18 protein-coding genes and 4 pseudogenes are annotated in these 22,816 nt (G+C 52.3%); 8 read left to right on the forward strand and 14 right to left on the reverse strand.

What is annotated here, in order from left to right:
• The first annotated feature begins 302 nt into the window (after window positions 1-302).
• Window positions 303-1,375: pseudogene (locus ACI512_RS17770) on the forward strand (IS630 family transposase).
• A gap of 129 nt (window positions 1,376-1,504) precedes the next feature.
• Here ACI512_RS17770 and ACI512_RS17775 read toward each other — a convergent pair.
• From ACI512_RS17775 to ACI512_RS17830, 12 genes and pseudogenes are all read right to left on the reverse strand, one after another.
• Complete coding sequence (locus ACI512_RS17775; protein ID WP_074845422.1) at window positions 1,505-2,686, reverse strand: acetyl-CoA C-acetyltransferase; 1,182 nt, start codon at window positions 2,684-2,686, stop codon at window positions 1,505-1,507.
• Window positions 2,687-2,755: 69 nt separating this feature from the next.
• Window positions 2,756-3,667, reverse strand: a complete 912-nt coding sequence (locus ACI512_RS17780; protein WP_074845419.1) for a hypothetical protein — start codon at window positions 3,665-3,667, stop codon at window positions 2,756-2,758.
• Between the two features lie 16 nt (window positions 3,668-3,683).
• Window positions 3,684-4,469, reverse strand: a complete 786-nt coding sequence (locus tag ACI512_RS17785) for an HpcH/HpaI aldolase/citrate lyase family protein (protein ID WP_074845416.1) — start codon at window positions 4,467-4,469, stop codon at window positions 3,684-3,686.
• Window positions 4,470-4,547: 78 nt separating this feature from the next.
• Window positions 4,548-5,249 carry an alpha/beta fold hydrolase gene (locus ACI512_RS17790; RefSeq protein WP_103392412.1) on the reverse strand — a complete coding sequence of 234 codons (702 nt, stop codon included), beginning with the start codon at window positions 5,247-5,249 and terminating at the stop codon, window positions 4,548-4,550.
• 68 nt (window positions 5,250-5,317) lie between these two features.
• Window positions 5,318-6,214: a bifunctional methylenetetrahydrofolate dehydrogenase/methenyltetrahydrofolate cyclohydrolase FolD gene (folD, locus tag ACI512_RS17795; protein WP_074845413.1), complete on the reverse strand. Its 897-nt coding sequence runs from the start codon at window positions 6,212-6,214 to the stop codon at window positions 5,318-5,320.
• Between the two features lie 109 nt (window positions 6,215-6,323).
• Window positions 6,324-7,208, reverse strand: a complete 885-nt coding sequence (purU, locus tag ACI512_RS17800) for a formyltetrahydrofolate deformylase (RefSeq protein ID WP_074845410.1) — start codon at window positions 7,206-7,208, stop codon at window positions 6,324-6,326.
• A 65-nt stretch (window positions 7,209-7,273) separates the two neighbouring features.
• Window positions 7,274-8,605, reverse strand: coding sequence for a glycine cleavage T C-terminal barrel domain-containing protein (locus tag ACI512_RS17805; protein ID WP_103392411.1), 1,332 nt, complete (start codon window positions 8,603-8,605; stop codon window positions 7,274-7,276).
• 45 nt (window positions 8,606-8,650) lie between these two features.
• Window positions 8,651-9,583 (reverse strand): 3-keto-5-aminohexanoate cleavage protein, encoded by a 933-nt coding sequence (locus tag ACI512_RS17810; RefSeq protein ID WP_103392464.1) that lies wholly within the window; start codon window positions 9,581-9,583, stop codon window positions 8,651-8,653.
• Between the two features lie 84 nt (window positions 9,584-9,667).
• A complete protein-coding gene (mhpB, locus tag ACI512_RS17815) occupies window positions 9,668-10,675 on the reverse strand; it encodes a 3-carboxyethylcatechol 2,3-dioxygenase (RefSeq protein WP_103392410.1) in 1,008 nt (335 codons plus the stop codon).
• A 21-nt stretch (window positions 10,676-10,696) separates the two neighbouring features.
• Window positions 10,697-11,149, reverse strand: coding sequence for a hypothetical protein (locus tag ACI512_RS17820; protein ID WP_231807651.1), 453 nt, complete (start codon window positions 11,147-11,149; stop codon window positions 10,697-10,699).
• Window positions 11,150-11,468: 319 nt separating this feature from the next.
• Window positions 11,469-11,714, reverse strand: a pseudogene (locus ACI512_RS17825) (winged helix-turn-helix transcriptional regulator); the annotation flags it as partial.
• A 37-nt stretch (window positions 11,715-11,751) separates the two neighbouring features.
• Window positions 11,752-12,890 (reverse strand): IS3 family transposase gene (locus tag ACI512_RS17830; protein ID WP_103392408.1). Its coding sequence is split into 2 segments (ribosomal slippage): window positions 11,752-12,638 and window positions 12,638-12,890, totalling 1,140 coding nucleotides; the frame shifts between segments, so codons are not numbered across the junction.
• Between the two features lie 43 nt (window positions 12,891-12,933).
• Here ACI512_RS17830 and ACI512_RS17835 point away from each other — a divergent pair.
• A complete protein-coding gene (locus tag ACI512_RS17835; protein ID WP_341869909.1) occupies window positions 12,934-13,827 on the forward strand; it encodes an IS3 family transposase in 894 nt (297 codons plus the stop codon).
• A 1-nt stretch (window position 13,828) separates the two neighbouring features.
• Here ACI512_RS17835 and ACI512_RS17840 read toward each other — a convergent pair.
• Window positions 13,829-13,909: pseudogene (locus ACI512_RS17840) on the reverse strand (winged helix-turn-helix transcriptional regulator); the annotation flags it as partial.
• Window positions 13,910-14,228: 319 nt separating this feature from the next.
• On the opposite strand from ACI512_RS17840, the gene ACI512_RS17845 reads away from it, so the two are divergent.
• Window positions 14,229-14,516: a hypothetical protein gene (locus ACI512_RS17845; RefSeq protein WP_074846602.1), complete on the forward strand. Its 288-nt coding sequence runs from the start codon at window positions 14,229-14,231 to the stop codon at window positions 14,514-14,516.
• A gap of 93 nt (window positions 14,517-14,609) precedes the next feature.
• Here ACI512_RS17845 and ACI512_RS17850 read toward each other — a convergent pair whose 3' ends face one another.
• Window positions 14,610-15,572: an AraC family transcriptional regulator gene (locus ACI512_RS17850; protein ID WP_074843503.1), complete on the reverse strand. Its 963-nt coding sequence runs from the start codon at window positions 15,570-15,572 to the stop codon at window positions 14,610-14,612.
• A 408-nt stretch (window positions 15,573-15,980) separates the two neighbouring features.
• Between ACI512_RS17850 and ACI512_RS17855 the strand changes: the two genes are divergently transcribed.
• The 5 genes and pseudogenes from ACI512_RS17855 to ACI512_RS17875 all read left to right on the forward strand — a co-directional run bounded on the left by ACI512_RS17855 (window position 15,981) and on the right by ACI512_RS17875 (window position 22,421).
• A complete protein-coding gene (locus ACI512_RS17855) occupies window positions 15,981-17,132 on the forward strand; it encodes an OmpP1/FadL family transporter (RefSeq protein ID WP_074843502.1) in 1,152 nt (383 codons plus the stop codon).
• 74 nt (window positions 17,133-17,206) lie between these two features.
• A complete protein-coding gene (locus ACI512_RS17860) occupies window positions 17,207-19,291 on the forward strand; it encodes a 3-hydroxyacyl-CoA dehydrogenase NAD-binding domain-containing protein (protein WP_175473272.1) in 2,085 nt (694 codons plus the stop codon).
• A 1,127-nt stretch (window positions 19,292-20,418) separates the two neighbouring features.
• Window positions 20,419-20,964 (forward strand): methyl-accepting chemotaxis protein, encoded by a 546-nt coding sequence (locus tag ACI512_RS17865; RefSeq protein WP_375232845.1) that lies wholly within the window; start codon window positions 20,419-20,421, stop codon window positions 20,962-20,964.
• A 570-nt stretch (window positions 20,965-21,534) separates the two neighbouring features.
• Window positions 21,535-21,845, forward strand: a pseudogene (locus ACI512_RS17870) (Arm DNA-binding domain-containing protein); the annotation flags it as partial.
• Between the two features lie 171 nt (window positions 21,846-22,016).
• Complete coding sequence (locus tag ACI512_RS17875) at window positions 22,017-22,421, forward strand: hypothetical protein (RefSeq protein ID WP_231807650.1); 405 nt, start codon at window positions 22,017-22,019, stop codon at window positions 22,419-22,421.
• Window positions 22,422-22,816 lie beyond the last annotated feature (395 nt).

Here is a 22,816-nt window from a genome sequence, read left to right on the forward strand (position 1 = left end):
AACCGTGAGCTCTTAGTCTGCGTTGAAACGGGGCAGGCCGTTGCTTTTTTGATCGCGGCTTCGATCCCTGGTCATCGCTCTACTCAGCGAGCGCCTGCAAGATTTCGATGACTGGATGGCGACCAAAAACCAAATGGCCGAGTCGCTCAGTGGTGATCCAATTGAGCATACCGGGCCCATGTATTCCTCTGTACGTCCGCCACGCCCCGAAGCGTCGCTCAGCTAGTGTGGTGTTTCACAAGTACCAATGAAAAATTGGTCTATGCTCATCTGAAACTGACTCGTGAGAGCTGAGCGTTTCTATGGGCCGACCAGCGACTGTCATCGTTTTATCCGAAGCCGAAAAAGCAGAGCTTCTACGCCGGGTTAACCAGTGTAAAGGCGCACAGGATGCCTGTGTTCGCGCCGAAATTATCCTGGCGTGCGCAGAGGGAGAGTCTGGAATCTCCATTGCTTAGCGCCTCAACGTCAGCAAAGACGTGTTCTCGCGGTGGCGGACGCGCTTTTCGAAATGGGGATTGATTGGCCTGAACGATGAACATCGTTCGGGCCGCCCGCGGCAATCAGTGATGAAGAAGCGCAGAAGGTGGTTGATCACGTTCTGAAGAGCAAACCCACAGACGCCAGCCATTGGAGTACCCGGCAGATGAGTCGGGAAACAGGAATATCTCCGGCTAGCGTGATGCGTATCTGGCATGCCTTCTCGATCAAGCCTCACTTGGGAAAAACCTTCAAGCTTTCTACCGATCCACTTTTTGTCGACAAAGTGCAGGACATTGTGGGCCTTTACTTGAACCCACCTGAAAGAGCACTGGTGTTATGTGTTGATGAGAAAAGCAAGGTCCAGGCGCTGAACCGCACGCAACCTGGACTGCCTTTAGCGCCTGGAAATCCTGCGACGCGTACGCACGATTACAAGCGTCACGGAGCGACGTCGCTGTTTGCTGCTCTGGACGTGGCAACAGGCGAAGTCATTGGCCGGTTATATCGCCAGCATCGCAGTGTTGAATTTCTGTCGTTTCTCAAATAGGTTGATGCCTCAGTACCGGCCGATGTGCCGATTCATCTGATTATGGATAACTACGCAACGCACAGGACCGATAAGGTCAAGGCGTGGCTGGCCGCACGCCCTCGTTACTGTATCCATTTCACCCCCACGTCTGCCTCATGGATGAATCTGGTGCAGCGTTTTTTCTCAACGCTGAGCGAGAAATGGATCAAGCGCCAGGCTCATGTCAGCGGAAAGGATCTGGAAGCCTCAATCGAGCACTACCTTGAAATCTACAACCAGAATCCGAAGCCATTTTGCGGGCACAAAAAAACGGACGAGATCCTGGGTTCCGTAGCGCGTGAAGCAAAAGCATTAGGCAAGTAATTTCATGCGTTACTTGTGAAACATCACACTAGTGCATCCCTGGATGGTGATCAACGGGCCAAGCTAGTTGGTTGCATCGAGCTTGAGTGTCGATATCACCGGATCCATATCGTATTGATAGCCAGTAAGTTATTTTCGCTCAAGCGCTAACGCAACACCTTGGCCACCACCGATACACAACGTAGCTAGGCCCTTGTGGACATCCCGGCGAATCATTTCATGAAGCAAAGTGACTAGCACTCGACAGCCTGATGCTCCAATGGGATGACCAATTGCGATGGCTCCCCCGTTGACATTAACTTTGTTGGAGTCCCACTCAAGCTCTTTGCCAACCGATAAAGCTTGTGCGGCGAAGGCTTCATTTGCTTCGATCAGGTCGAGCTCTGTCAGGTCCCAACCGGCTTTTTTCAGGCAGCGGCGGGTGGCGCTCACTGGGCCAATCCCCATGATGGCGGGGTCAACCCCGGCATTGGCATAGGCAGCGATATGCGATAGCACTGGCAGACCTAATTGGTTGGCTTTAGCTGCACTCATCAGCATTACAGCAGCGGCGCCGTCATTGAGGCTCGACGCGTTGCCGGCAGTGACGCTGCCATTTTTCTTGAATGCTGCGTTAAGCTTACTCAATGTTTCAGAAGTGGTGCCTGCACGTGGTTGCTCATCGGTGTCGAATGCAATCGGTTCGCCCTTTTTCTGCGGGATCATGATAGGGGTGATTTCCCCTTTAAACCGCCCGGCTTCAATTGCCGCGCAGGCCTTGTTCTGGGAGTCGGCTGCGAAAGCGTCCTGCTCGGCTCGACTTATATCGTACTTTTCCGCGAGGTTCTCGGCAGTGATGCCCATGTGGTAGTCGTTGAAGGCGTCCCACAGGCCATCAGTGATCATGCTGTCGAGCATTGACGCGTGGCCCATACGTAGGCCGCTACGAGCGCCAGGCATCACATATGCCGCTTGACTCATGTTCTCCATGCCGCCAGCAATGATTACATCAGCGTCGCCACAGCGAATAGCTTGTGCGCCCAAGTGCAGTGCCTTGAGGCCGGAACCGCATACCTTGTTGAGCGTCATCGCGGGAACAGCCACTGGTAAGCCGGCTTTAAGCGCGGCCTGACGCGCGGGGTTTTGCCCGGCCCCTGCGGTTAGCACGTGGCCCATGATGACTTCATCGACATTGGCGGGATCCAGTTTGGTCTGCTCGAGCAGGTGGCGTATGACTGTCGCACCAAGCTCAACGGCGGGCGTGAGTGCCAGGCTGCCTTGAAAGCTGCCAACGGCGGTGCGGGTAGCCGCGACTATCACGACGTCATGCATGTGTTATCTCCTCAGTATTGTGCTTCGTGGCGGCGGCTGAAATTCGGGTACCTACCGGAATAGGCCGATTTACACGGGAGTTATCTTCGCCGGGAGCGGGTACTCATCAGCGTTCAGCACCCAGCCCTCCTTCAAGGAAAAATCGACCCTAGGTGGAGAGAAAATATCAATCAGTTGATTAGTCCCTTCATCCATTCCTCGCGATGTATGAATCGCCGGAGGCGGAATAACCGCAAGGGACGGAGAGGCACAGAGTTCGTGATCATCGGCGCGCCAGGTGCTCAAGTCTGAGTTCCAAGGCCAGCGCACGTGGTGGGTAAAAGATCCCTCCAAGGCGAGTGAGCCCTGCTCAAAGTCGTCGTGGTGATGCGGCGATAATTTTGCCGTGTCCCGTGGCCCTATCTGGGCGGGAAGGACATTAATCATGAACGTCGAACAGCGCCAGATACGACCGAATCTTCCAGGGTCGTCAGCCACATCAAGACTGTACTGTCGTACCTTCAGCCCCGTTGGCGGCTGTGGCCATTCCTCAAACCTAGGGATGTTTGCATGCTGGGTTTTGTAGGCTTCAGAGTTCTCGCAGAGATCGCAGACATCTTGATTTCGAGTCGTAATCATCATCGTGAGGCTGCCTCCACCTTCCAAACGGATCGAACTGGAGCCAGCCGGAATGAATGCTATGGAACCACCTCTTACCTGAGTCTGAATGCCTTCCCATGTGACTACGAAGGAAACGTTGGGATCCAAGGCGAGAATCGCATATTCGTCGACTTGATCTGATCGCTGGATAACCGCCCCAGGTTTTGCAACGACATGTCCCACAGCAAAGTTTTGGCCACGTGCGTACCAAATCTCTACCCGGTCGTCGGACACAGATGGCGGTGTCGCGTAGAAACGAGCGTATTGAGCAGGATAGGACTCAGCTGCTTGTGATTGACCATATGCTGCGAGACTGGCTCTGGGGTCGTTAGACTGGCTCATAATGGCTCCTCAACGGTTAATTGATGATGGCGGACGTGGAGTTTGTGAACGCACTAAGCGCCTCAGCTGCACCCGTACGGAGGAATCCCTGGTCGGACGAGATAACGAATGCTCCAACACCCAGAGCATGAAAACTCTTCGCCTCTTGGGGTGTTGAGGCGAGAAGGAGTACCGTCTTCCCAACGCGTTTTGCTGCGTGTATCACCCTGTTTGTTGCATCCTGAACCACTGGTGCGCCAGACTCCCGATCATTAAGAGCTACCGCCATGTCTCCGCGCCCTATGAACACAGCGTCAAGCCCCTCTACGCTGAGAATGTCATCGATATTCGCTACCGCGCTCGGGTCTTCGATCATTCCGACCACGACAACCTCATCATCAGCTTGGTCAACGTGCTGCCATATTGATTTACGCCCATACCCGCCTGCTCGAGGAGAATTGGAAAACCCCCGGCCCTCGCTATAGCGGCTTTGAGCGACTAGCGCTTTTGCTTTAGCGACGGAGTCGATGTGGGGGGCAATTACCCCGGATGCACCACAGTCGAGTGGTGAAAGAATGTGACTTGCAGACGCTTCGGCAACCCTGACCAACGCAGCAATGCCGCTTGCCTTTGCTGCCAGCAAAAGGTGATCAATTGTCCCCTTATCAAAGGGCGCGTGTTCCGCATCAACAATCACGAAGTCGAAGCCTAAATCGCCCAATATTTCAATTGCCTGAGGCGATGGCGACTTGATGAAAGTACCGAACAATGGACGACCACTATTCTTGAGTAGGTGCCGGAAGCTTGCTGTTGTGGTGTTCATAGGCTTTGCCTTAAATTCTCGTCTGTATATCCCGAGACAGTTGATCAGCGACGACAGGACGGCGCAGGTTACTGAGAGCTAGGATGTGGTCAGAAAACGAAGGGCGGCCTCCGCAAAGACCTTGTTCTCAGGTAGGTGTAGATGGTCGACACCAGCCAGGATTTTTACTGTTGAGTTTGAAAGTGAGTCAGCGAGTTCATCCACCGGGTATGCAACCGTATCTGCATCTCCGGATACGAGAAGCACGGGGCAATCCACTGCTTGCAGCCGCTCAGCCGTTAAAACAGGGTTGGGCTCGCGTCGAAGGCATGCAGCGATAGCGAGGGGATCGTTTCCCGCAGCAACCCCATACCGGGCGAGCATTTTCGCTACAGGCGGGGAGTCCTCTGGAATCCCATCTTCTAAGCACTTGGCAACGACGGCACCAAGAGCTTCGGGCGCGAATACGTTCCCGCCCAGCCCTCCTAGGACAAGCGCTGAGAATAGACCTGGCTGTCTTGCTTCTATCTCTAGCAACACTTTGCAGCCTAGGGAGTATCCGATCCCAAAAAGCTCCTGGTCGTCCGGCAATTGGGCTATGGCTTCACTAGCGAGATCAGCATACCGAGCAGGATCATGAGGGCGAGGAGCACTTCCGTGTCCAAGCAGGTCGATTCCAACTGGATCAAATCCAGCGGTACGAAGCAGGTCAAACCATCCGTTGGCGTTCCACACAGATTGGGCAGACCCGCCCCACCCGTGGATGAGTACAACAGATTTTCGATCTATCGATTTAGGCATGGATCGTGTGCTCCAAAAGATCAATGGGGCCAGATGGAAGCCTGTCGCTCATCGCTGGCCACGTGTAGTTAGTGAGAAGCAGCGTCCCACCCTTCAGTGCCAATGCCGCGACCTATACCAGCGCGACGCTCAGCTGACCGTAAGGTGTTTTCGATCAGCATGGTGACCGTCATCGGGCCCACTCCACCTGGAACTGGAGTAACCCACGACGCTCGCTGCTGCACTGATGCAAAATCGACGTCGCCAACAATCCGCCCGTCAGGCAGTTTGTTTATGCCTACGTCTATGACGATTGCATCGCGCTTGACCAACTGGCCGGTGATGAGGCCAGGTACTCCAGCCGCAACGATGAGGATATCTGCCAAAATAGTGTATTGAGCAAGATCGCGGGTTTTTGCGTGGCAAACCGTCACAGTCGCTTCTTTTTGCAAGAGCATGAGCGCCATGGGTTTACCAACAATATTCGAAGCTCCCACAACGACGACATTTTTACCGGCTACATCAATTCCAGTTGTGTCCAAAAGCAGCTGTACACCATATGGAGTGCAAGGCGGAAATATGCTATTTCCTACAACTAGGCTGCCGACATTGTAGAGGTGAAAGCCATCAACATCCTTATCAACTGCGATTGATTCCAGGATCTTTCGCATATCGATATGGGATGGTAACGGTAGCTGAACAAGAATGCCGTGGACTGCTTCATCTTCATTAAGCTTTGCGATGATTTCGAGCAGCTCTTCTTCGCTCGTCTCAGGGGGCAGCAGATGAGGGAATGACTTAAGGCCGCAATCATCACATGCGTTAATCTTGTTTCTCACGTAAACCCGAGATGCGGCATTGTCCCCTAGGAGAATTACAGCCAATCCAGGGCGAACTCCCTGATCAATCAGCTTGGAGACCCGAGCTCTGAAAGCTATTCGCAGTTTCGACGACAGTGCTTTGCCATCGATAATTTTGGCAGTCATTTTGTTCTCCGGCACAGCGGGCAGGCGGAATCTGTGTCTATAAAAAAAATACCGCGATCAGCTCGTCGTTAATTCGAACAGGACGACGTCGCGGTATTTGCAGTCTGGTCTAGCTGCCTTGGAACACTATCGTCTTGTTTCCATCGACGAAAACGCGGCGTTCAATGTGGCATTTCACAGCTGCTGCGAGCGCCATGCACTCGTTATCGCGACCTACCCGAACCAGCTCTTGCGGTTTGAAACTGTGATCAACTCGCGTGACGACTTGATCGATGATCGGCCCTTCATCAAGGTCAGAAGTAACGTAGTGCGCTGTTGCACCGATTTGCTTTACCCCGCGCTCGAAAGCTTGATGGTAAGGCATAGCTCCTTTGAAACCTGGCAAGAAAGAGTGGTGAATATTGATACACTTGCCAGCTAACTCAGCAGTCAGTTCATTGGAAAGGATTTGCATATACCGAGCCAAAATAACCAATTCTGACTGCGTCTCAGCAACAATCTCAACAAGGCGTGCCTCCTGCTGAGCCTTATTGTCTTTATTCACTGGAAGATGGACGAAGCGAATGCCTTCTCGTTCAGCCATCGGACGCAGTTCTTGGTGGTTCGATACTACTGCGGTGATCTCCATGTTGAGATCACCTTTTCGGCGACGGTACAGCAGGTCGTCAAGGCAATGGTCGAACTTCGATACCATGATCACAGTTTTCACTGGAAGGCTCGGATCAAAGAAATTCCACGACATATCCAGCTGCTGGGCGATATCTACGAAACCGTCTTTGAGCTCTTCAAGCTTCGGCGCAGCGGCTTCAGGCTTAAACACAGCACGCATAAAAAAGCGTTCAGTGGACTCATCATCGAACTGCTCCAATGAACAGATGTAGCAGTCGTTTTCCGCAAGGTATGAGGTGACTGCTGCCACAATGCCTTTAGTCGCTTTGCAAGTGGCATTCAAAATATAAGTCTTTTCATTTTTTGGCTTATCTGGCGCAGCCATGATAATTCTCCACACGCATGATCAATAGTACGTAACGCTTACTCAAACACTTTGGTGCACTTACGTTACAGCTTAGTCAGGTCAGCTCGGCGGGTGTCCTGCTTGTACGGAGCACGTGCTACAGTGGCACGAAGTTTGATCTGAGGTGTGCCTGGGTCTCCCCACAACACTTCAACTTCAGTACCTGGTTCAGCGTAAGCGACATCGATGAAGCTAAGCGCGAGAACTTTCCGGAAGTAGAGGCTATAACCAGGGTGAGTGGCGTGACCCACGGTCTTCCCGTCTTTGAGGATGAGATCAGTCCAAGCCATCTGATGCGGGATGTCTGGGTATTCAAACTGACGGTAGACTTCACCATCGCTGAAGAGGGACGCGTGGACAGCCTTGACGTCTTCACTATTAAACTCAAGGGTCACCACCTTGCGGCGAGGAGTCTCCAGTTCGACCTCAAGAGCTTGACGACCAATAAAGTCATGATCGAAAGCGATATTTTTGCCCCAGCCCATTTCAACCGGACTGCGGTACAAGTCAGTCAGATCTTCACCATCCCAACTGCCGGTGAATGCGCCTGAGAAGTTGAATCGCAGAACCGTCTCAAATGGGGTGCCTCGCCATGCGTCCGGCAGATTTTTATCGTCCGCCATGAAATCTAAGTAAGCCTGTCGGCTTACGTCGGAGAGCGCGTTGTAGAAATGCATGCTCCCAGTCGGGTAGCACGCTTCAAGATGGTTGATCATCAGGTTTCTGGCACCTAAGCGGCGCATTCCGAACTCAGGGGCCAGTTCCATGACCGTCGCAATCAACTGATCTCGCTCGGTGATTGGGCCCTGCAATTCAAAACCGATTTCACCGGCCATGCCTTGGCGCAGAAAGGTAACGTCCAGGTTTTTAACCTTACACTTCTTTGTGTACATGAACTTGACGTCTCTCAAGCTTTCGCCAGCCAGCTTTTCGCAAAGCCCCAGTGCGTTTGGCCCGGAGATCTGCATTTTATAGCTGACAGGGAAACTTGCTTCAGCGTTGTAGCCCTTCGATTTGAGGTGGTAGTACACCCACTGAGGGGTACCGCATTGATACTCAAAATCGTCTTCCGCGTGCCGGAATAGCACACCTTCTGAAATGACCTTTCCTTCTTCATTGCATTGAATGCAATGTTTAGCCCGGTTAAGGGGCATACTATCGAAGCTGTTGGTCGAGAGGTCGGTAAACAGCTTTAGTGCGTCTGGACCCTTGATTCGAATCTGAGGGACGAACGACCAGTCCCCCATGTAGCAAGTGGTTTTCCAGGACATTTGTTCGTCCATCCAGCCCGTGTACTCAGGAGTATTACCTGTAGTGGTGGATGCATAATGAGGCACGACAGAAGCAAAGGCGCGGTAGTCTGAGGCTTTAGCCATGATCGGTAACTCCGGTTAATCTTATTTTAATGTGGTTTTTTTGAACTAGAACGCGACTGAATTCCGGCCTTTCAATTGAAGCATTTGTCGCGCTTCTTCAGGCGTTGCAACTTCGAGCGATAATGCCTCGATGATGGTACGAACTCTTTTCACTTGTGCTGCACTGGATGTGGCCAATTGGCCAGGAGATTCCCAAAGAGAGTCTTCTAGTCCGACACGAACATTCCCTCCAATAGATGCAGAGATCGCCGCGATTGGCATCTGACCCCGTCCTGCCCCTAGAACCGACCAAACATAGTCTTTTCCAAACAGTCGATCTGCTGTTCGACGCATTTGCAAGATATCTTCCGGGTGTCCGCCGATGCCTCCGCGAAGTCCGAATACTGACTGAATGAACAATGGTGGCTTCAGCAGTCCGCGCTCCAAAAAATGTGCTGCGGTATATAGGTGACCAATGTCATAGCATTCAATTTCGAATCGGGTTTGATTCTCGCTGCAGGATTGAAGAATGTAAGCGATGTCCTTGAATGTATTTTTGAAAACTCGGTCATCGCTTCCGGCAAGATACGGCTGTTCCCAATCGTGCTTAAAATCCTTGAAGCGTCCTAGCATTTCATAGAGCCCAAAATTCATTGAGCCCATGTTGAGGGATGCGATTTCAGGCTTTAGCTGTAACGCAGGTTGCAGACGCTCTTCTACTGTCATCGTGGGTGAGCCGCCTGTTGTGATGTTGATGATCACATCAGACTTTTCTTTGATTTCAGGTACGAACTCGCGAAACAACCCCACGTCCTGCGAGGGCCGTCCATCTGACGGATCGCGTGCATGCAAATGCACGATTGCAGCGCCTGCGTCAGCAGCCTCCAGTGCTGCAGTCGCAATTTCAGCCGATGTCACGGGAAGGTACGGTGACATCGACGGAGTATGAATTGAGCCCGTTACAGCACACGTGATAATTACTTTATTTTTCATGCTCATCCCCTGGTTTAACTTGGTCGCAACCAAGCTGAGGTCACATGCAGTCCTGAATCAAAAGCCTAGGATCTGCCAAGTTGATCAGGATTAAATTGATGATGGGTCGCTGTGCACAATCCCGGCGCCGACGGCAAAGGTCGTTTCTCCTGAATAGAAGTCGACTTTAAAATCGGAGCGCTCATCGCACGCTTGTGCGGCGGCAGCTGCAGCAATCCAAAGGCGCACTTCCGATCCGCCATAACCAGCAGCGTCCAGAACCTCGGTGTCTGTCCAGTTATCGAACTCGGCGAGGTTGCCATTAGCCAACGTTGAGAGAAATTTCTTGTCCCACTCTTCATTTATCCATGGGGCTTGGAATGTACCCTCCACCAGATCGCGGCTGAGCTTGTCCATCCCGACTACAACGTCATTACGCCATTTTTCGCGGGTGATTGGGCCTTTATCTCCGCCGTGCACAAGGTAGTCTCGAACCTCCAGGTTTGGGGCTGTGTGGTACTGCGGGAACACAAAATCAGTCTGGTGCGAAAGCCCACCGGTACCCAGAAACGCTATGCGTTTGTTGAGTGTTTTTGCGAAGCGTCCAATTTCCTCGCCCAGTAAACGGCAGCGGCGCAGGGTAGGTCGAGGATCTGCGATGGTATTGATATTGATAGGAAGAACAGGACGGGCGTTCAGCTCACCCATGAAATAGTGCAATGGATTAGAAAATCCGTGATCGACCTCCATTGCGTATGAGGTCGTGATATCAAATTCATGCTCGTTAAGGTGCTCTGTCAAAGCTGTTGCGACGTCCATAGGGACGTCTAGTGGGCCAGGCCATCCGCCACAGTCGTCCAAAGCCTCGGCAGCGTGTATTACCACGAACTGGGGCATCAGTTTTAGGTGGATGCCGTCCATATGGTTGCCACCAAAGATGATCACCAGTTCAGGATCGAAGGCCTTGAATTCCTCGACGCGTTTCTCGTAGCTCGACCAGAACTCCTCGTTTGCCTTGACCCCCAAAGACTCTTGAATTTTGGTGAGTGGAACGTGAGGTACACAGGCGAGGAAACCAGCCGACGCGTTATTCCGAGTTGAATTGTTGTTATTAGGCATGAAGAAGTTTTCCTGGAAGATTTAGGATTGCTGAGCGAACTTGGCTGCAGCCGCGCCCACGAATACGGGTTTGATTACTCGGCTCTCAAAGAGCCACTCGCCAGCGGATGTCAGCACCAAAATATCCTCGACATCTGCAATGGTTGAAGGAACGTCAGAAGGGAGGGGGAGAGCGCCGGTGCCAGCAAACACCATGACAAGGGATTTCACCCGCAACCGTTTGCCGCTCTCTGCCACAGGAGCGAAGCCGCTGGAAAAGTGTCGAGTGATTCGGCCAGATTCTTCATTCGCAAGAGAGCGCTCTGCGAAAAAACGCTCAATTTGATCTTGTCCGGTCAGTTCCAGCGAACCCAGCTGCAGCCGACCGCTAGGGACGAACAAGTTCTGGACGACCTGATCTGCAGTTCCATCCGCGCATGCCCAGTAGGCTTGGTTGAGTTGAAGCGAAAGGAGATAAATCTCATGAGAGATCATGTTGGCCTCTGAAGCGACTAACGCAGTAGGAGCTTTGCCCCTCTGCTTATTCTTGTAGAGACATCAACCGAAAGGTGTCTGTCGTTATGAGTTCAGGTTGACTCATAGTCACAAGAGATGCGCGCCTATAGAGGACATCCTATTAGGAGCCTAGAGACCAAGTGAGGTGATGTTCGAATCGACAGGATGCAAAGGGACGGGGCACAAGGGAGGCGTTTCTGCGATGGCCTGTTACGAGACAGGAGTGATGGATATCGGAAGCACGCTGATTGATTCCGGCTCGCTAGGAATGAGGAATATCACTCCTCCATGCCGGATATCAGGCATGATTTTCGGGCGAAGATGTTCGAGCCTCCCGACGTCGAGTCATGATCTCCGGAAGGTTACTCTCGATCCAGTCAACCATCACTGCCAGGTGCAGTGCGGCCTCATGATCTAGCGGCGTCAGGCTGTATTCCACATGTGGCGGCACAACGGGTAGCGACTTTCGATTGATGAATCCATCAAGCTCGAGTGCTTGGAGCGTTTGCGAGAGCATCTTCTCGCTTACTCCCCCTATCTTGCGTGATCTGGTCAACCGATTCCGGACACGGTTATAGGAGCTAGGCCGCCAGTCTTTCCTGATCGACTGGCGTGCGGTATTCGTTGTAGCTGTGGAGCCTGACCTGGTTGTAGTGGTGGATGACATAACGCAGCACATCCACCCTGGCATCCTCTTCCTTTTGATAACCTTTTTTCGGTATCCATTCCGACTTCAGACTGCCGAAGAAACGCTCCACCGGAGCATCCCAGCAGTTTCCGCGCCGGCTCATGCTCTGCTTCATACCCAGAGACTCAAGTTTGGTGCGGAACATTTCGCTGCTGTACTGACACCCCTGATCGGAGTGGAACATGACCTGTTGCGGTCGCCCTCTAGCCTCATAAGCCAGCGCTAGAGCCTTGCACGTCAAGGCTGAGTCAGGGCTGGTGGAAATCGCCCAGCCCACTATTCGTAGGGCATACAGATCGAGAACAACCGCCAGATACACCCAATGTGTTCCGGCCCAGATATACGTTACATCCCCGCACCAGACCTGATTGGGCTCTGCGACTTTGAACTGACGCTTCAACAGGTTCTCTGCAAACCTGGACTGCACCACGCTGTGCCGATAAGGCCTGGGCCGACGCTGATGGCTGAATAGCCCGGCCTCAGACATCAGGCGGCGTGCGAGAAACCGCCCCACTGGCTGACTTTGCGCCTTGAGGGCTTTTGACAAGCCTCGCGCCCCCATGGAGCCACGACTTTGAGCATGCAGCTGGATCGCCAACTCCTTGAGCTGATCTCTGGCGGGATCAACCAGATCCCGTCGTTTCAGATAGTCGTAGTACCGGCTGCGATTGACTCCAAACACGCTGCATAAGCTGGCCACGGGGAAGTGGTCAATCAATTTCTCGATCAGGGCTATCGATCGAGGGAATCGGACATCAAGAGAGCGGTAGCCTTTTTTAGGATTTCCTTCTCCATTTCAAGCTTGCGGATCTTGGCGTGCAGAGCCTGGATCTGCTGCTGTTCAGAGGTAATGGCCTTCGCTGTTTCTGGCGTTGATCCGCCGCGTTCTTGTCTCAACTGTTCAACCCAACGACGCAATGCTGTGGGGCCAACCCCCATCGCTGCGCAGGCCTGGGCAGTTGAATAATTGGCATCAAGAACAAGCTGTGCAGCTTCAAGCCTGAACTCGGGAGAAAAATGACGCTTGGACATCGGACACCTCATCGTTGAGCGGTAGGGTACCGCTCCTTTAGGGGTGTCCGGAATCATTAGGCCAGATCAAGCGCATGCGCTGATTGATCAACTCAGTGCCCGTGAATCGGTTGAATTGCTGTGCGAAGCCTTTGACGTGCCGCGCTCGTGCTACTACAGCCATGGTCTCAGACGGCGAACTCCAGACGTTGAACGGGTTCGGTTGCGCAGTCGGGTCAACGAGCTGTTTACACAAAGTCGAAGCGCTGCCGGCAGCCGCAGTATCGTGTCGATGATGCAGGAAGATGGCGAGCAGATCGGCCGTTTCAAGGTACGCGGCCTGATGCGGGAGCTGGGATTGATCAGCAAGCAACCGGGCTCGCATGCTTATAAAAAAGCGACGGTGGAGCGACCCGACATTCCGAATATTTTGAATCGAGAGTTCAATGTTCCTGCGCCCAATCAGATGTGGTCCGGCGACATTACTTACATCTGGGCAAAAGGGAAATGGCATTACCTGGCTGTGGTCATGGACCTTTTTGCACGTCGGGTAGTGGGCTGGGCATTGTCGAGCAAACCGGATACGGATCTGGTGATCAAGGCGCTGGATATGGCCTATGAGCAACGCGGCAAGCCTCAAGGCCTGCTGTTTCACTCGGATCAGGGGTCGCAATACGGCAGCCGCCAGTTTCGCCAACGGCTCTGGCGGTATCGCATGCGCCAAAGCATGAGTCGCCGGGGTAATTGCTACGACAATTCGCCGATGGAGCGAGTATTCCGGAGCCTAAAAACCGAGTGGATACCGACCGTGGGCTGCATGACGGCCCAGGAAGCTCAGCGAGACATCAGTCATTATCTGATGCATCACTACAACTGGATTCGGCCACACCAGTTCAATAACAGACTGCCACCAGCTCAGTCCGAAAAAAGACTTAACGTCGTGTCCGGGATCAGTTGACCACTACACGTCGTAGCTCGCTGAAGCGGTGCATTCCGCCTAAAAGTATCACTAGAACCAGCACACCCCAGCGACTCGTCATGTATTTGAGCACCTCGCGAGATGGACAGAGACCCGAGCAAGGCTGAAGGGTTAATCGATCTCGGTGTTGATTCTCTACGACAAGCGGACTACAACGAACCTGATACTGTTATCCACTTTCGAACTAAATTGGCGTTGATGCCGTGCCGCAGGGCTACGCTGGCCGTAGACACGCCAGGTTGCAGACTTCTTGGACGACTTGGGCTTTAAAGGGTTTGGGATAGGAAGTTCTTTGGCGCATGGTAATCCTGACAATAAGGGTGATGGTGTCCACGTATTTTTAGGTGGAGAACATCGCCCTTATCGCTGGGATCGGATAGGTGACTTCGCTGAACGCTTACGGCGATAGTAGCTACACCTTATCCGAACTGGCTTTCATGATTAGCCAAAAAGCGGGAAAGCAAGTGATTTATCAGAACATGCCACAGTCCGAGTTTGAAGCTGTGTTGGTTAGCATAAGCTTGCCAGCTGGCCTAGCAGCGCTGCTCGCTGACTCGGATGCTGCGGCGGCAAAAGGCGCGCTACACGATGACAGCGCAACGTTGAGCGCGTTGATTGAGCGACCGACTATCCCTGTACTTGAATCGTTAACGGGAATCATCCTATAGGGTTGCTCAAGCCTAACGCACTGCCCTCTCCAGGATGACCATCCCAGCTTCCCTCGGGGAGTGGCAAAGCTCGTACGTGCACCAACCCCTCCGTTATCCCTGGCGGAGGGACGTACGGTATTGAGAAGGCGTGGTGTTGAAAGCCGATTTGAACAGCCGGGCAAAGTGACTTTGGTCGACGAAACCGACTGCCCAAGCAATGTCGCTGATGGATACGATGGCTTGTGAAGGTGTCGCTAGCAACTGGGCAGCTTTATTCAAGCGTGTCTGGAGCAGCAAGCCGCTGTACGTCTCGTTGTAACCCGCCAGCACTCGGTGTAAGTGACGAGTGCTGATCCCAAGACTAGCCGCAATGGTGATCGGGGAAAGGGTGGGATTCGGGTAGTATTCAAGGATGAAACGTCGGATTCGAGTAGCCAACTCTGAGTTGTGTTTTTCGGGCGTTTTGACGTTTGCGACCAGGGCGCACATTGCGCCAAATTGGTCGGCAAGAACAAATCTTGGCAGCGGAGCGGTTTCCAACCCGGCGTCAGCGAATGCTGTCAGCAGCCCCTGTAGTGGAAGCGACCAAGTACCTCCTACGCCGAGCGGCTTGCCTACCAGTGCGTTAGGATCCGGTACCCATTTCCGTAACCAATCCTCTGGCATGTGAGCGGTCAAGCAAATGCTACCGTCAGGAAAGTCGAGAGAGTAAGGCTTCTGATCCGAAAGCAGCACGAACGCGCCGGCGGGAACCTCGGAAATCTCTCCGCAATGGGAGACCTGTATGCGGCCTTTCCTAGCGTAGAGCAACTCAAAAAACGGCCTCTGATCCCGATTCGCCATTTCTATCGAACGAGAGGTTTTTTGCGAATCGCACTCTAGAAAATTAAGGTCAATGGGGCCGAGCCCATAGCGTGTCCAGGACGCTCGGAATGTATCCGGCAGCGAGCTCTCCACTGACATCTCAGCTATCTCTGCAGAGACCACTGCCTTGAAGGCATTCAGCGGCGCCGAATTTTCCACATCAGAGGTAGACCAGCGTCTATCTCGAGCTTCACTAGGAGTGATAACCATGATTGGCCTCCCTCGCTGCGTATGCGTCGAAACGCTCAAATCGAGCGGTTGTTTAGCATTTCAGGAGTCGATTTTGTTCTTATAGTTTACGCCTGGTGACGCCACCTAGGGATGACCGAAAAGTGGTGTCGAAGGGTTTGGCAGGCATGTGCATAAATTCACTCTATCTCAGGACTGGATGGCGGACAACACCTAGTATTTTCGGAGCTTCCATGTCCTTGAGATCCTATTCCAAGGTCACCTCCGTGCGCGCGTGACCTTGCGGAGTCTGGCAGTCTGACCTCAGCTCAGTGGTGCTGAATGCCACAACCAGATCCGCATTAGAGCTTCGTGAATCGAAGGTCTTTGTCGATCAAGACGCATCCCTGAGCTACGCGCTTCTATCAATAAAAATAATGAGAATAAGTCGTGAATAAATTCCTCGTCCTTGCAGGTGTAGTGCTCTCGTCTCAAATTCCTAGTATTTGCCTCGCGGCGAATGGAACCCAGCTGACCGGCTATGGGGCCAAAGCAGCGGGAATGGCAGGTGCTAGCGTCGCGTTTCCACAAGATGCTATTGCTGCAGCTAACAACCCTGCCGGCATGGCTGAAGTAGGTAGTCGAGTGGATGGGGATTTCCAGATCCTGTACGTCGACACTGAAACTGAGTTTCTTAACAGTGAGAACAAGCATAGCGGGAAGCGTTATGCACCGATCCCGGAGTTCGGGGTGAACTATCAGGTCAATGATAGACTTTCACTAGGATTCTCTACGGCGGCCAGCGGGGTGTTGTTCCGTTATGATGACGAACTTATCCCTAATCCAAACGTTGACAGGGCCAAAGGCGCATTCATGCAAGTGATTGGCCTTCCAACTATTGCTTATAAGATAACAGACCAGCTTTCCCTTGGGTTTTCACTTGCGTTGGCAGCACAACGACTTGAAATACAGGGAATTCCTTTGCCGGATGGTAGTGCAAGTAATCCAGCTCACGGCGCTGAATATTCTTACGGGGCGAGTTGGAGAGTCGGAGCGCTCTGGAAGGCCAAGCCGTGGCTGTCTGTAGGGGCTATGTACGCCAGTAAAATCAAGATGAGCAACTACAACTCTTATGAGGATGACTTGCTCTCAACAACCGGTGGTTCTATTGATATACCGGAACAGTATGCTCTGGGGGTGGCGGTCAAGCCAATTGATAACTTGACGGTTGCGCTTGACTGGCAGCACATCTCTTGGCAGAACAGCGACACATACCATGAAACGTTTGGTTGGCGATCACAAGATATCTTCAGGCTTGGCGCATCGTACGTGCTTTCTCCCGAATGGACGGTTCGGGCTGGTTACAGCACTACTCGTAAACAATTTCCCACAGACTACACGTTACAAAACACTTTATTAGTCGGTATAAATCCGAAAGCTGCGACCTTCGGCGTGACTCGAGACTTCAGAGAGAATGGAGAGCTGACGCTCGGGTATGAGTATGACCTCAGCACAAGCTCAAAAGGCTCTGGAGTGAGTGAGGGTACGAAAATCCGTACCAATATGGGTTTCGTAACTGTTGGTTACGGTTGGAAGTTTTAGATTGTCCATAAGTTCTTAACAATAATTGCTGTTGCTCCTAGTTTGAGGAATATTGAATGTACTCTGGAATTACCATGAGCCTTTTTTGGCTGCCCGAAGAGTTTGTTGAGTGGCGCCTGGACATGCCTGGCCCGGTTAATATTCTAAACGAGCAAGCCATACGCGAATGGGGAGAGGCGTTGGATGTCCTCGAAGATACTACGGGCATCAGAGGGGTGATCTTTACCAGCGGAAAAAACAGCTTTATTGCTGGGGCCGACATCAAAGGTTTTCCCTCCTTATTTTCCGGAAGCGAGAATTATGTTGAGCGATGGGCTGCCCACTGCCAAGAGCTTTGCAACAGGATAGAGTCGTTACCTTTTCCTTCCGTGGCCGCTATAGATCGCTTTGCGTTGGGTGGTGGATTAGAATTTGCGCTAAGTGCAGATTACAGAGTCATTTCGCATGGTGCTCGTTTGGCATTGCCTGAGGTGACACTTGGTCTCTGTCCTGGATGGGGAGGTTCGGTGCGTCTTTCCCGCTTGATGGGGCTTGATGCGGCGATCACCTATATCGTCGAAGGTAAGACTATTGATTCAGATACCGCAGTATCTCGCTGTTTAGTCGACTTGGCAGTAAAGCCTGAAGACCTGCTGAATGAGTCAATGGCGCTGTTGAAATCTAGGGCTCGATCACCTCAACTCTGGCAGGGCAGGAGGGAGCTGAAGCGAGCGCCCATCCAGGTGCACTCAGTCAAACAAAAGGACGTAAAAGCAACTACCCACGAAAACGCTTATCGTGCACCGGCGGAAATCCTTCACCTGGTTTCTACGAGTGCTTCTGAGCCTTTCGACAAGGCCCTAAAGGCTGAACGAGAGCTCTTTGCCAGGCTAGCGAAAAGCTCGGATGCTCGAAACCTTGTGGGCTTGTTCATCGCAGAGCAAGCGCTGAAGAAGCGAAATTCTAGTAGCGTTGCTTCAATGCCCAAAGCGGATGTGGGAGGCGTAATAGGCGCAGGAGTCATGGGTGGGGGCATCGCCTACCAAATGGCAATTAGCGGTATGAAAGTCATTCTAAAAGACATAGCGCAACCAGCATTGGATCTGGGCGTAAATACTATAAATACCTATTTATCAAAGCAGGTTAAACGTGGAAAGATCACGTCATCCGAGGCTGAGGTCGCGTGCGCTAACGTAAGTACGACACTGGCTGATGAGCCAGTGTCTGATTGCCAAATTCTGGTAGAAGCCGTCGCAGAGAGATTTGGTATAAAAAGCTCTGTGTTGTCAGCGCTTGAAAAGAGGCTCCCTGCCGGTGCCATTCTGTCCTCCAATACCTCCACAATTTCCATAAGTGACCTGGCTCAGACTCTTTCACGTCCTGAACACTTTTGTGGGATTCATTTCTTCAACCCTGTTCCGGCCATGCCTCTTGTAGAGGTCGTGCGAGGCGAGAAGACGTCGGACGAGACAATCACCCGAGCTGTCGCATTTGCTGCTGCGATTGGGAAAACACCCATTGTTGTTAATGATGGGGCTGGATTCTATGTGAATCGTATCTTGTTCCCTTATTTTAACGCATTTAATCTTTTGCTAAATGCTGGTGTAGGGTTCCTTCGGATAGATGCGGTTATGGAGCGCTTCGGTTGGCCTATGGGGCCGGCAGCGTTGGCTGATGTCATCGGGCTGGATATTTTGGTACATGCGGACGGCGTCCTGCAGCAAGCTTTCCCAGACCGGATGCGCCACCAAGTTCCAGTCATTGCCGAAAAGCTACTAGGTGAAGGCTTTCTTGGCAAAAAAAATGGGTCAGGATTTTATGATTACTCTGGTCTTCTTGATGCCAGTCGAAAAAAAACCTCGATAAGAGCTGAGGTTTACGCTACTGGCTCGATTGCAGAGCATGAAATCTCCGATCAGGAAATCGTAGATCGGTTGATGATTCCGATGTGTCTGGAGGCTGCCCGTTGCCTTGCGGATAATACAATTCACAGTGCTGAAGATGGGAATCTTGCAGCTGTAATGGGCTTGGGGTTTCCGCGATTTCGGGGAGGGCCGCTCAGCTATATTGAAACAGTCGGTGTTGATGCCTTTGTGAGGTCTGCGTCGTTATTAGAAAATCTGGGCCCACTCTACGAGGGGGACTTTATATTGACAACTTTTATGAGCGCGGATAGTTAGTTTCTGTCTCAATGGGCGAAAGTCGTCATTGGTTACCTGTGATGTCTCCTAAAGCCTGAGATTCAATGTTTTATGTTGGTTGTTTTCTGTCGTCCATAGAGGGTTCTGCCGTGCTTGGTCTACGTAGACTTATAGAAGACATGAAGGTTCAGTATAAGCTGGCATTAGGCTTCTCTATTGCCATAGTGATTGGGCTTGGGGTAACTGTTTCTGGCTTCTTAGGAACCTACAAATTGTCTGCACTGATTCACGAGAACTGGGAGGTTGTAGCGCTAGAGCGGAAGCTCCTATCTCAAAATCTCAGATTTCACGAACAATTTCCTCAGGCTAATATCAATGCGGCGGAAATATTGCTTCGTGAGCAATACTCTTATTCGACTGAGCACGAAGATATCGTCACATCAACTGAGGAGGAATTATTAAAAACTAAATCTAAGCTCGCTGATATCGACAAGACTCTCGAATCCACGAGTTCGGGCGCATCAGTGAACCCGAGTAATCGTCTCACTGTTGGCGAGATTTCAGCGAACGCCATAAAAAGCGCGGGATTAACGCTCTCCTGGTTGTCGACGAAGATCAATGCGGAACAGCAGAAAACAATTTCTATCGTTTACTGGTTCTTAATATCCGCCTCCGTTCTGGCAATGGTAGGTAGCGCTTTCGCAGTGATCGTCATATCACGACAGCTTGTCCCTCAAATTAAAACTACAGCATCCGTTGCGGAAAGCATTGCAGCAGGTGATTTACGGGAAACAACCCGTTCAGATCGACGTGACGAGATCGGCCAACTACAGCGTGCTACTCATTCCATGTGCTCGGGCCTTCGAGATTTGGTTGGTCGCATAGGTGAAAGCGCAACACACCTAAGTAGCGCATCCAAAGAACTGCTCGAGGATGGCAGTGAATCTCAGATCAATATAGATCAGCAACGAGCACAGGTTGAGCAGGTCGCAGTAGCTATTAATCAGTTGGTGTTCACCGTGCAAGAGATCGCCCGGAACACAGAGATCGCAGCAGTTTCAGCCGCGAATTCCGATGCGAAAGCGCGGAACGGGGAGGCCCTGGTTCGTGATACCGTAGCTCAGATTGAACATCTTGGGGAGGAGATGGATGAGCTTGGCTCAGCAATGGAAAGGCTTCGGCAGGACGGAGCCAAGATCGGTCAGATCGTAGACGTCATCAATTCCATCGCAACCCAGACGAACCTATTGGCGCTTAACGCGGCGATTGAAGCGGCACGAGCTGGGGAGCAGGGCAGGGGATTCGCCGTGGTTGCAGATGAAGTTAGGGCTTTGGCGATGCGAACCCAGCAGTCGACCACAGAAATTGAAGGTCTCGTAGATGCACTCCAGCAAGGTAGCTCAGCTGCCTCCTCACTCGTTTTACAGGGGAACGACCGCACTCGTGAAATCGTCACCAAGGCCAAGGACGTTAGGTCTCTCTTGTTGGAGTTCGGTGAGTCTATTGCTGGAATACAAGAGATGAATCAGCAAATTGCTGCAGCTGCGGAACAGCAAGGTGCTGCTGTAGGGGAGATAAATCAAAATATCCAACACGTCAGGTCATTGGCAGACGCATCTGCGACAACGGCAGAGCGAAACACAAAATCGATTCGAAATTTAGCGAAATTGGGCTCTGAGTTGACTGCATCCGTGAGTCGCTTTCGGCTTTAGCAAAATGCAGGTGTGAATCGCCCCGGATTCTCTAGACACCTTGCAGGCTCATTGCGTAACGCTTTTCAAACTCTACCGGTGACAGCTGATTTTTGAAAGTGGTGGAGAATGAACAATTAAAGTCGAAGCTCAAGAGTGATTTCGAGCAGAATACATGTCTAGCGAACCTAGATCTGTCTTTTCGGTGTGGACCTGTCACCCTATTGATCCTGACACCGCGGGCTTGATAAGCGTTCGTCCGATTGGCTAGGGGCAGAATCCAATAGCGGTGCTAGAAATCACGTCTTCTTTGCCCCTAATACCCCCAAAAAAATCCAGAATCGAGTCTTTTCCTGCTTCGGCAAGAAAATAATCCCCTTAGATTTCAATGGGTCGGACGCCAGATGCGAGTCTAGTTTCCCGCTCCATATTGCTCAAGCAAACGCCACGAAAATCCATCGATAGCCAGCGTTTTTGAGGCCAGAATTGAGGCCAAGGAGTACGGGTGGCGCCGGTTCCGGGTTGATGCTGGGGTTGGTTCGGGATGACCAGCAGCATCGAGCCTAAGTCTCACGACTTAGGCGTTTGATGATGAAACTCTCTGATATGGCCGTTCGGCAAGCCAAGGCCGCCGAGAAAACCTACAGCATCCCCGAAACTGACGGTCTAGGCTTGGTGGTCACACCCGCGGGTGGCAAATCGTGACATCTGCGCTACTACTGGCTCGGCAAGCCAAAGCGGATCTCCTTGCGTGATGAAGCCGGACACTCCTCGCGAAAGGTATCAATCCTCATGGTGACCGTAAATATAAGCGACACGCTGCGGCTGTAAACAACATCCTGGCAAGTGAGCTGGCAAGTAAGCTTGGCTGTTCGCACGACAGGCCGTCGGTATCCGACGGCCTGAAAACAAAGGCGCTATCTATGTCGAAGCATTTGCTGTTGGGCTGGACCCGTTCCTTGTGCGTGCTTGCTGCTTTGAGCGGCGCGGCCACCATGGCAGTTGCTGCCCAGCCTTAAGAAATCGCCACGGCGGCATCGGACACGCAATCGGTCTCCTTGGTAGGCGGCAAGTTGAAGTTCGTGCTGAAAGGCGTCGAGGCCCGTACCTTGAACAGCGAGAACGGCGGCACGATGTACTTCGATCCGAAAAGCGAGCGGGCCATCATCGTTACCGAAGGTCCGGCTCCGACTGCGGGCACCATCCCGGACGCTGCGTTTCGCCTTGCCGTTGATACCTTGAAGGAAAAGCAGCAGGCCGCGTCACCCAACTTTCGCATGACTAGCGAGAAGACCATACAGGTGAACGGCTTGAAGATGTACCGCCTGGACGGCACCGACGATTTCAACGGGCTGAAACTACTGATGGCCTCGTTGATGACGATGAACGATCAGAAGATCACCGTCATCGAAGTGATGTCCAGCGTAAACCACCCGGCCGGCCATACCGCTGCGTTGAAGAACATTCTGGGCAAGTAAACCGCAGGTTTCCGGATAGTAGGCTGTCGGCTCCCGACGGTCTGTCCATCACAAGGAGCCCGCATGATCTCGTGCGCAAAGCTTGCCCAACTCGGTGTCGTGCTCCCCGACCCGCCCGCGCCGCGACTATGCACCCGACCTGGTGCACCGCGGCGTGGTCTACGTCAGTGGCCAGCTGTTGCGCGAAGGCAATCTCACGATCACCGGTCCGGTGACATCCGCCACCTCACAAGACGACCTCAAGCGTGCCGGCCGTGGATGCTTCGCGCACGGAGCACGATCAATCAAGCCCTTGGGGTGGAAAATGTGGAGGCACAGGGGTAGGCTTACGCGCCATGGGTTTAGCGCATTATAAAACTCAATAAATAGCTTTGCCTGCACGCGATGATGGATTT

Origin of the sequence: Pseudomonas petroselini, from assembly GCF_045037875.1 — a bacterium.
GTDB classification, from domain to species: domain Bacteria; phylum Pseudomonadota; class Gammaproteobacteria; order Pseudomonadales; family Pseudomonadaceae; genus Aquipseudomonas; species Aquipseudomonas petroselini.

Coding starts and splice junctions, on each gene's coding strand:
- mhpB (WP_103392410.1), bottom strand. CDS start 10,675: ATGCCTAATAACAACAATTCAACTCGGAATAACGCGTCGGCTGGTTTC.
- ACI512_RS17810 (WP_103392464.1), bottom strand. CDS start 9,583: ATGAGCATGAAAAATAAAGTAATTATCACGTGTGCTGTAACGGGCTCA.
- ACI512_RS17860 (WP_175473272.1), top strand. CDS start 17,207: ATGAGCCTTTTTTGGCTGCCCGAAGAGTTTGTTGAGTGGCGCCTGGAC.
- ACI512_RS17785 (WP_074845416.1), bottom strand. CDS start 4,469: ATGAACACCACAACAGCAAGCTTCCGGCACCTACTCAAGAATAGTGGT.
- ACI512_RS17850 (WP_074843503.1), bottom strand. CDS start 15,572: ATGGTTATCACTCCTAGTGAAGCTCGAGATAGACGCTGGTCTACCTCT.
- ACI512_RS17790 (WP_103392412.1), bottom strand. CDS start 5,249: ATGCCTAAATCGATAGATCGAAAATCTGTTGTACTCATCCACGGGTGG.
- ACI512_RS17820 (WP_231807651.1), bottom strand. CDS start 11,149: ATGATCTCTCATGAGATTTATCTCCTTTCGCTTCAACTCAACCAAGCC.
- folD (WP_074845413.1), bottom strand. CDS start 6,214: ATGACTGCCAAAATTATCGATGGCAAAGCACTGTCGTCGAAACTGCGA.
- ACI512_RS17780 (WP_074845419.1), bottom strand. CDS start 3,667: ATGAGCCAGTCTAACGACCCCAGAGCCAGTCTCGCAGCATATGGTCAA.
- ACI512_RS17805 (WP_103392411.1), bottom strand. CDS start 8,605: ATGGCTAAAGCCTCAGACTACCGCGCCTTTGCTTCTGTCGTGCCTCAT.
- ACI512_RS17775 (WP_074845422.1), bottom strand. CDS start 2,686: ATGCATGACGTCGTGATAGTCGCGGCTACCCGCACCGCCGTTGGCAGC.
- purU (WP_074845410.1), bottom strand. CDS start 7,208: ATGGCTGCGCCAGATAAGCCAAAAAATGAAAAGACTTATATTTTGAAT.
- ACI512_RS17865 (WP_375232845.1), top strand. CDS start 20,419: ATGGAAAGGCTTCGGCAGGACGGAGCCAAGATCGGTCAGATCGTAGAC.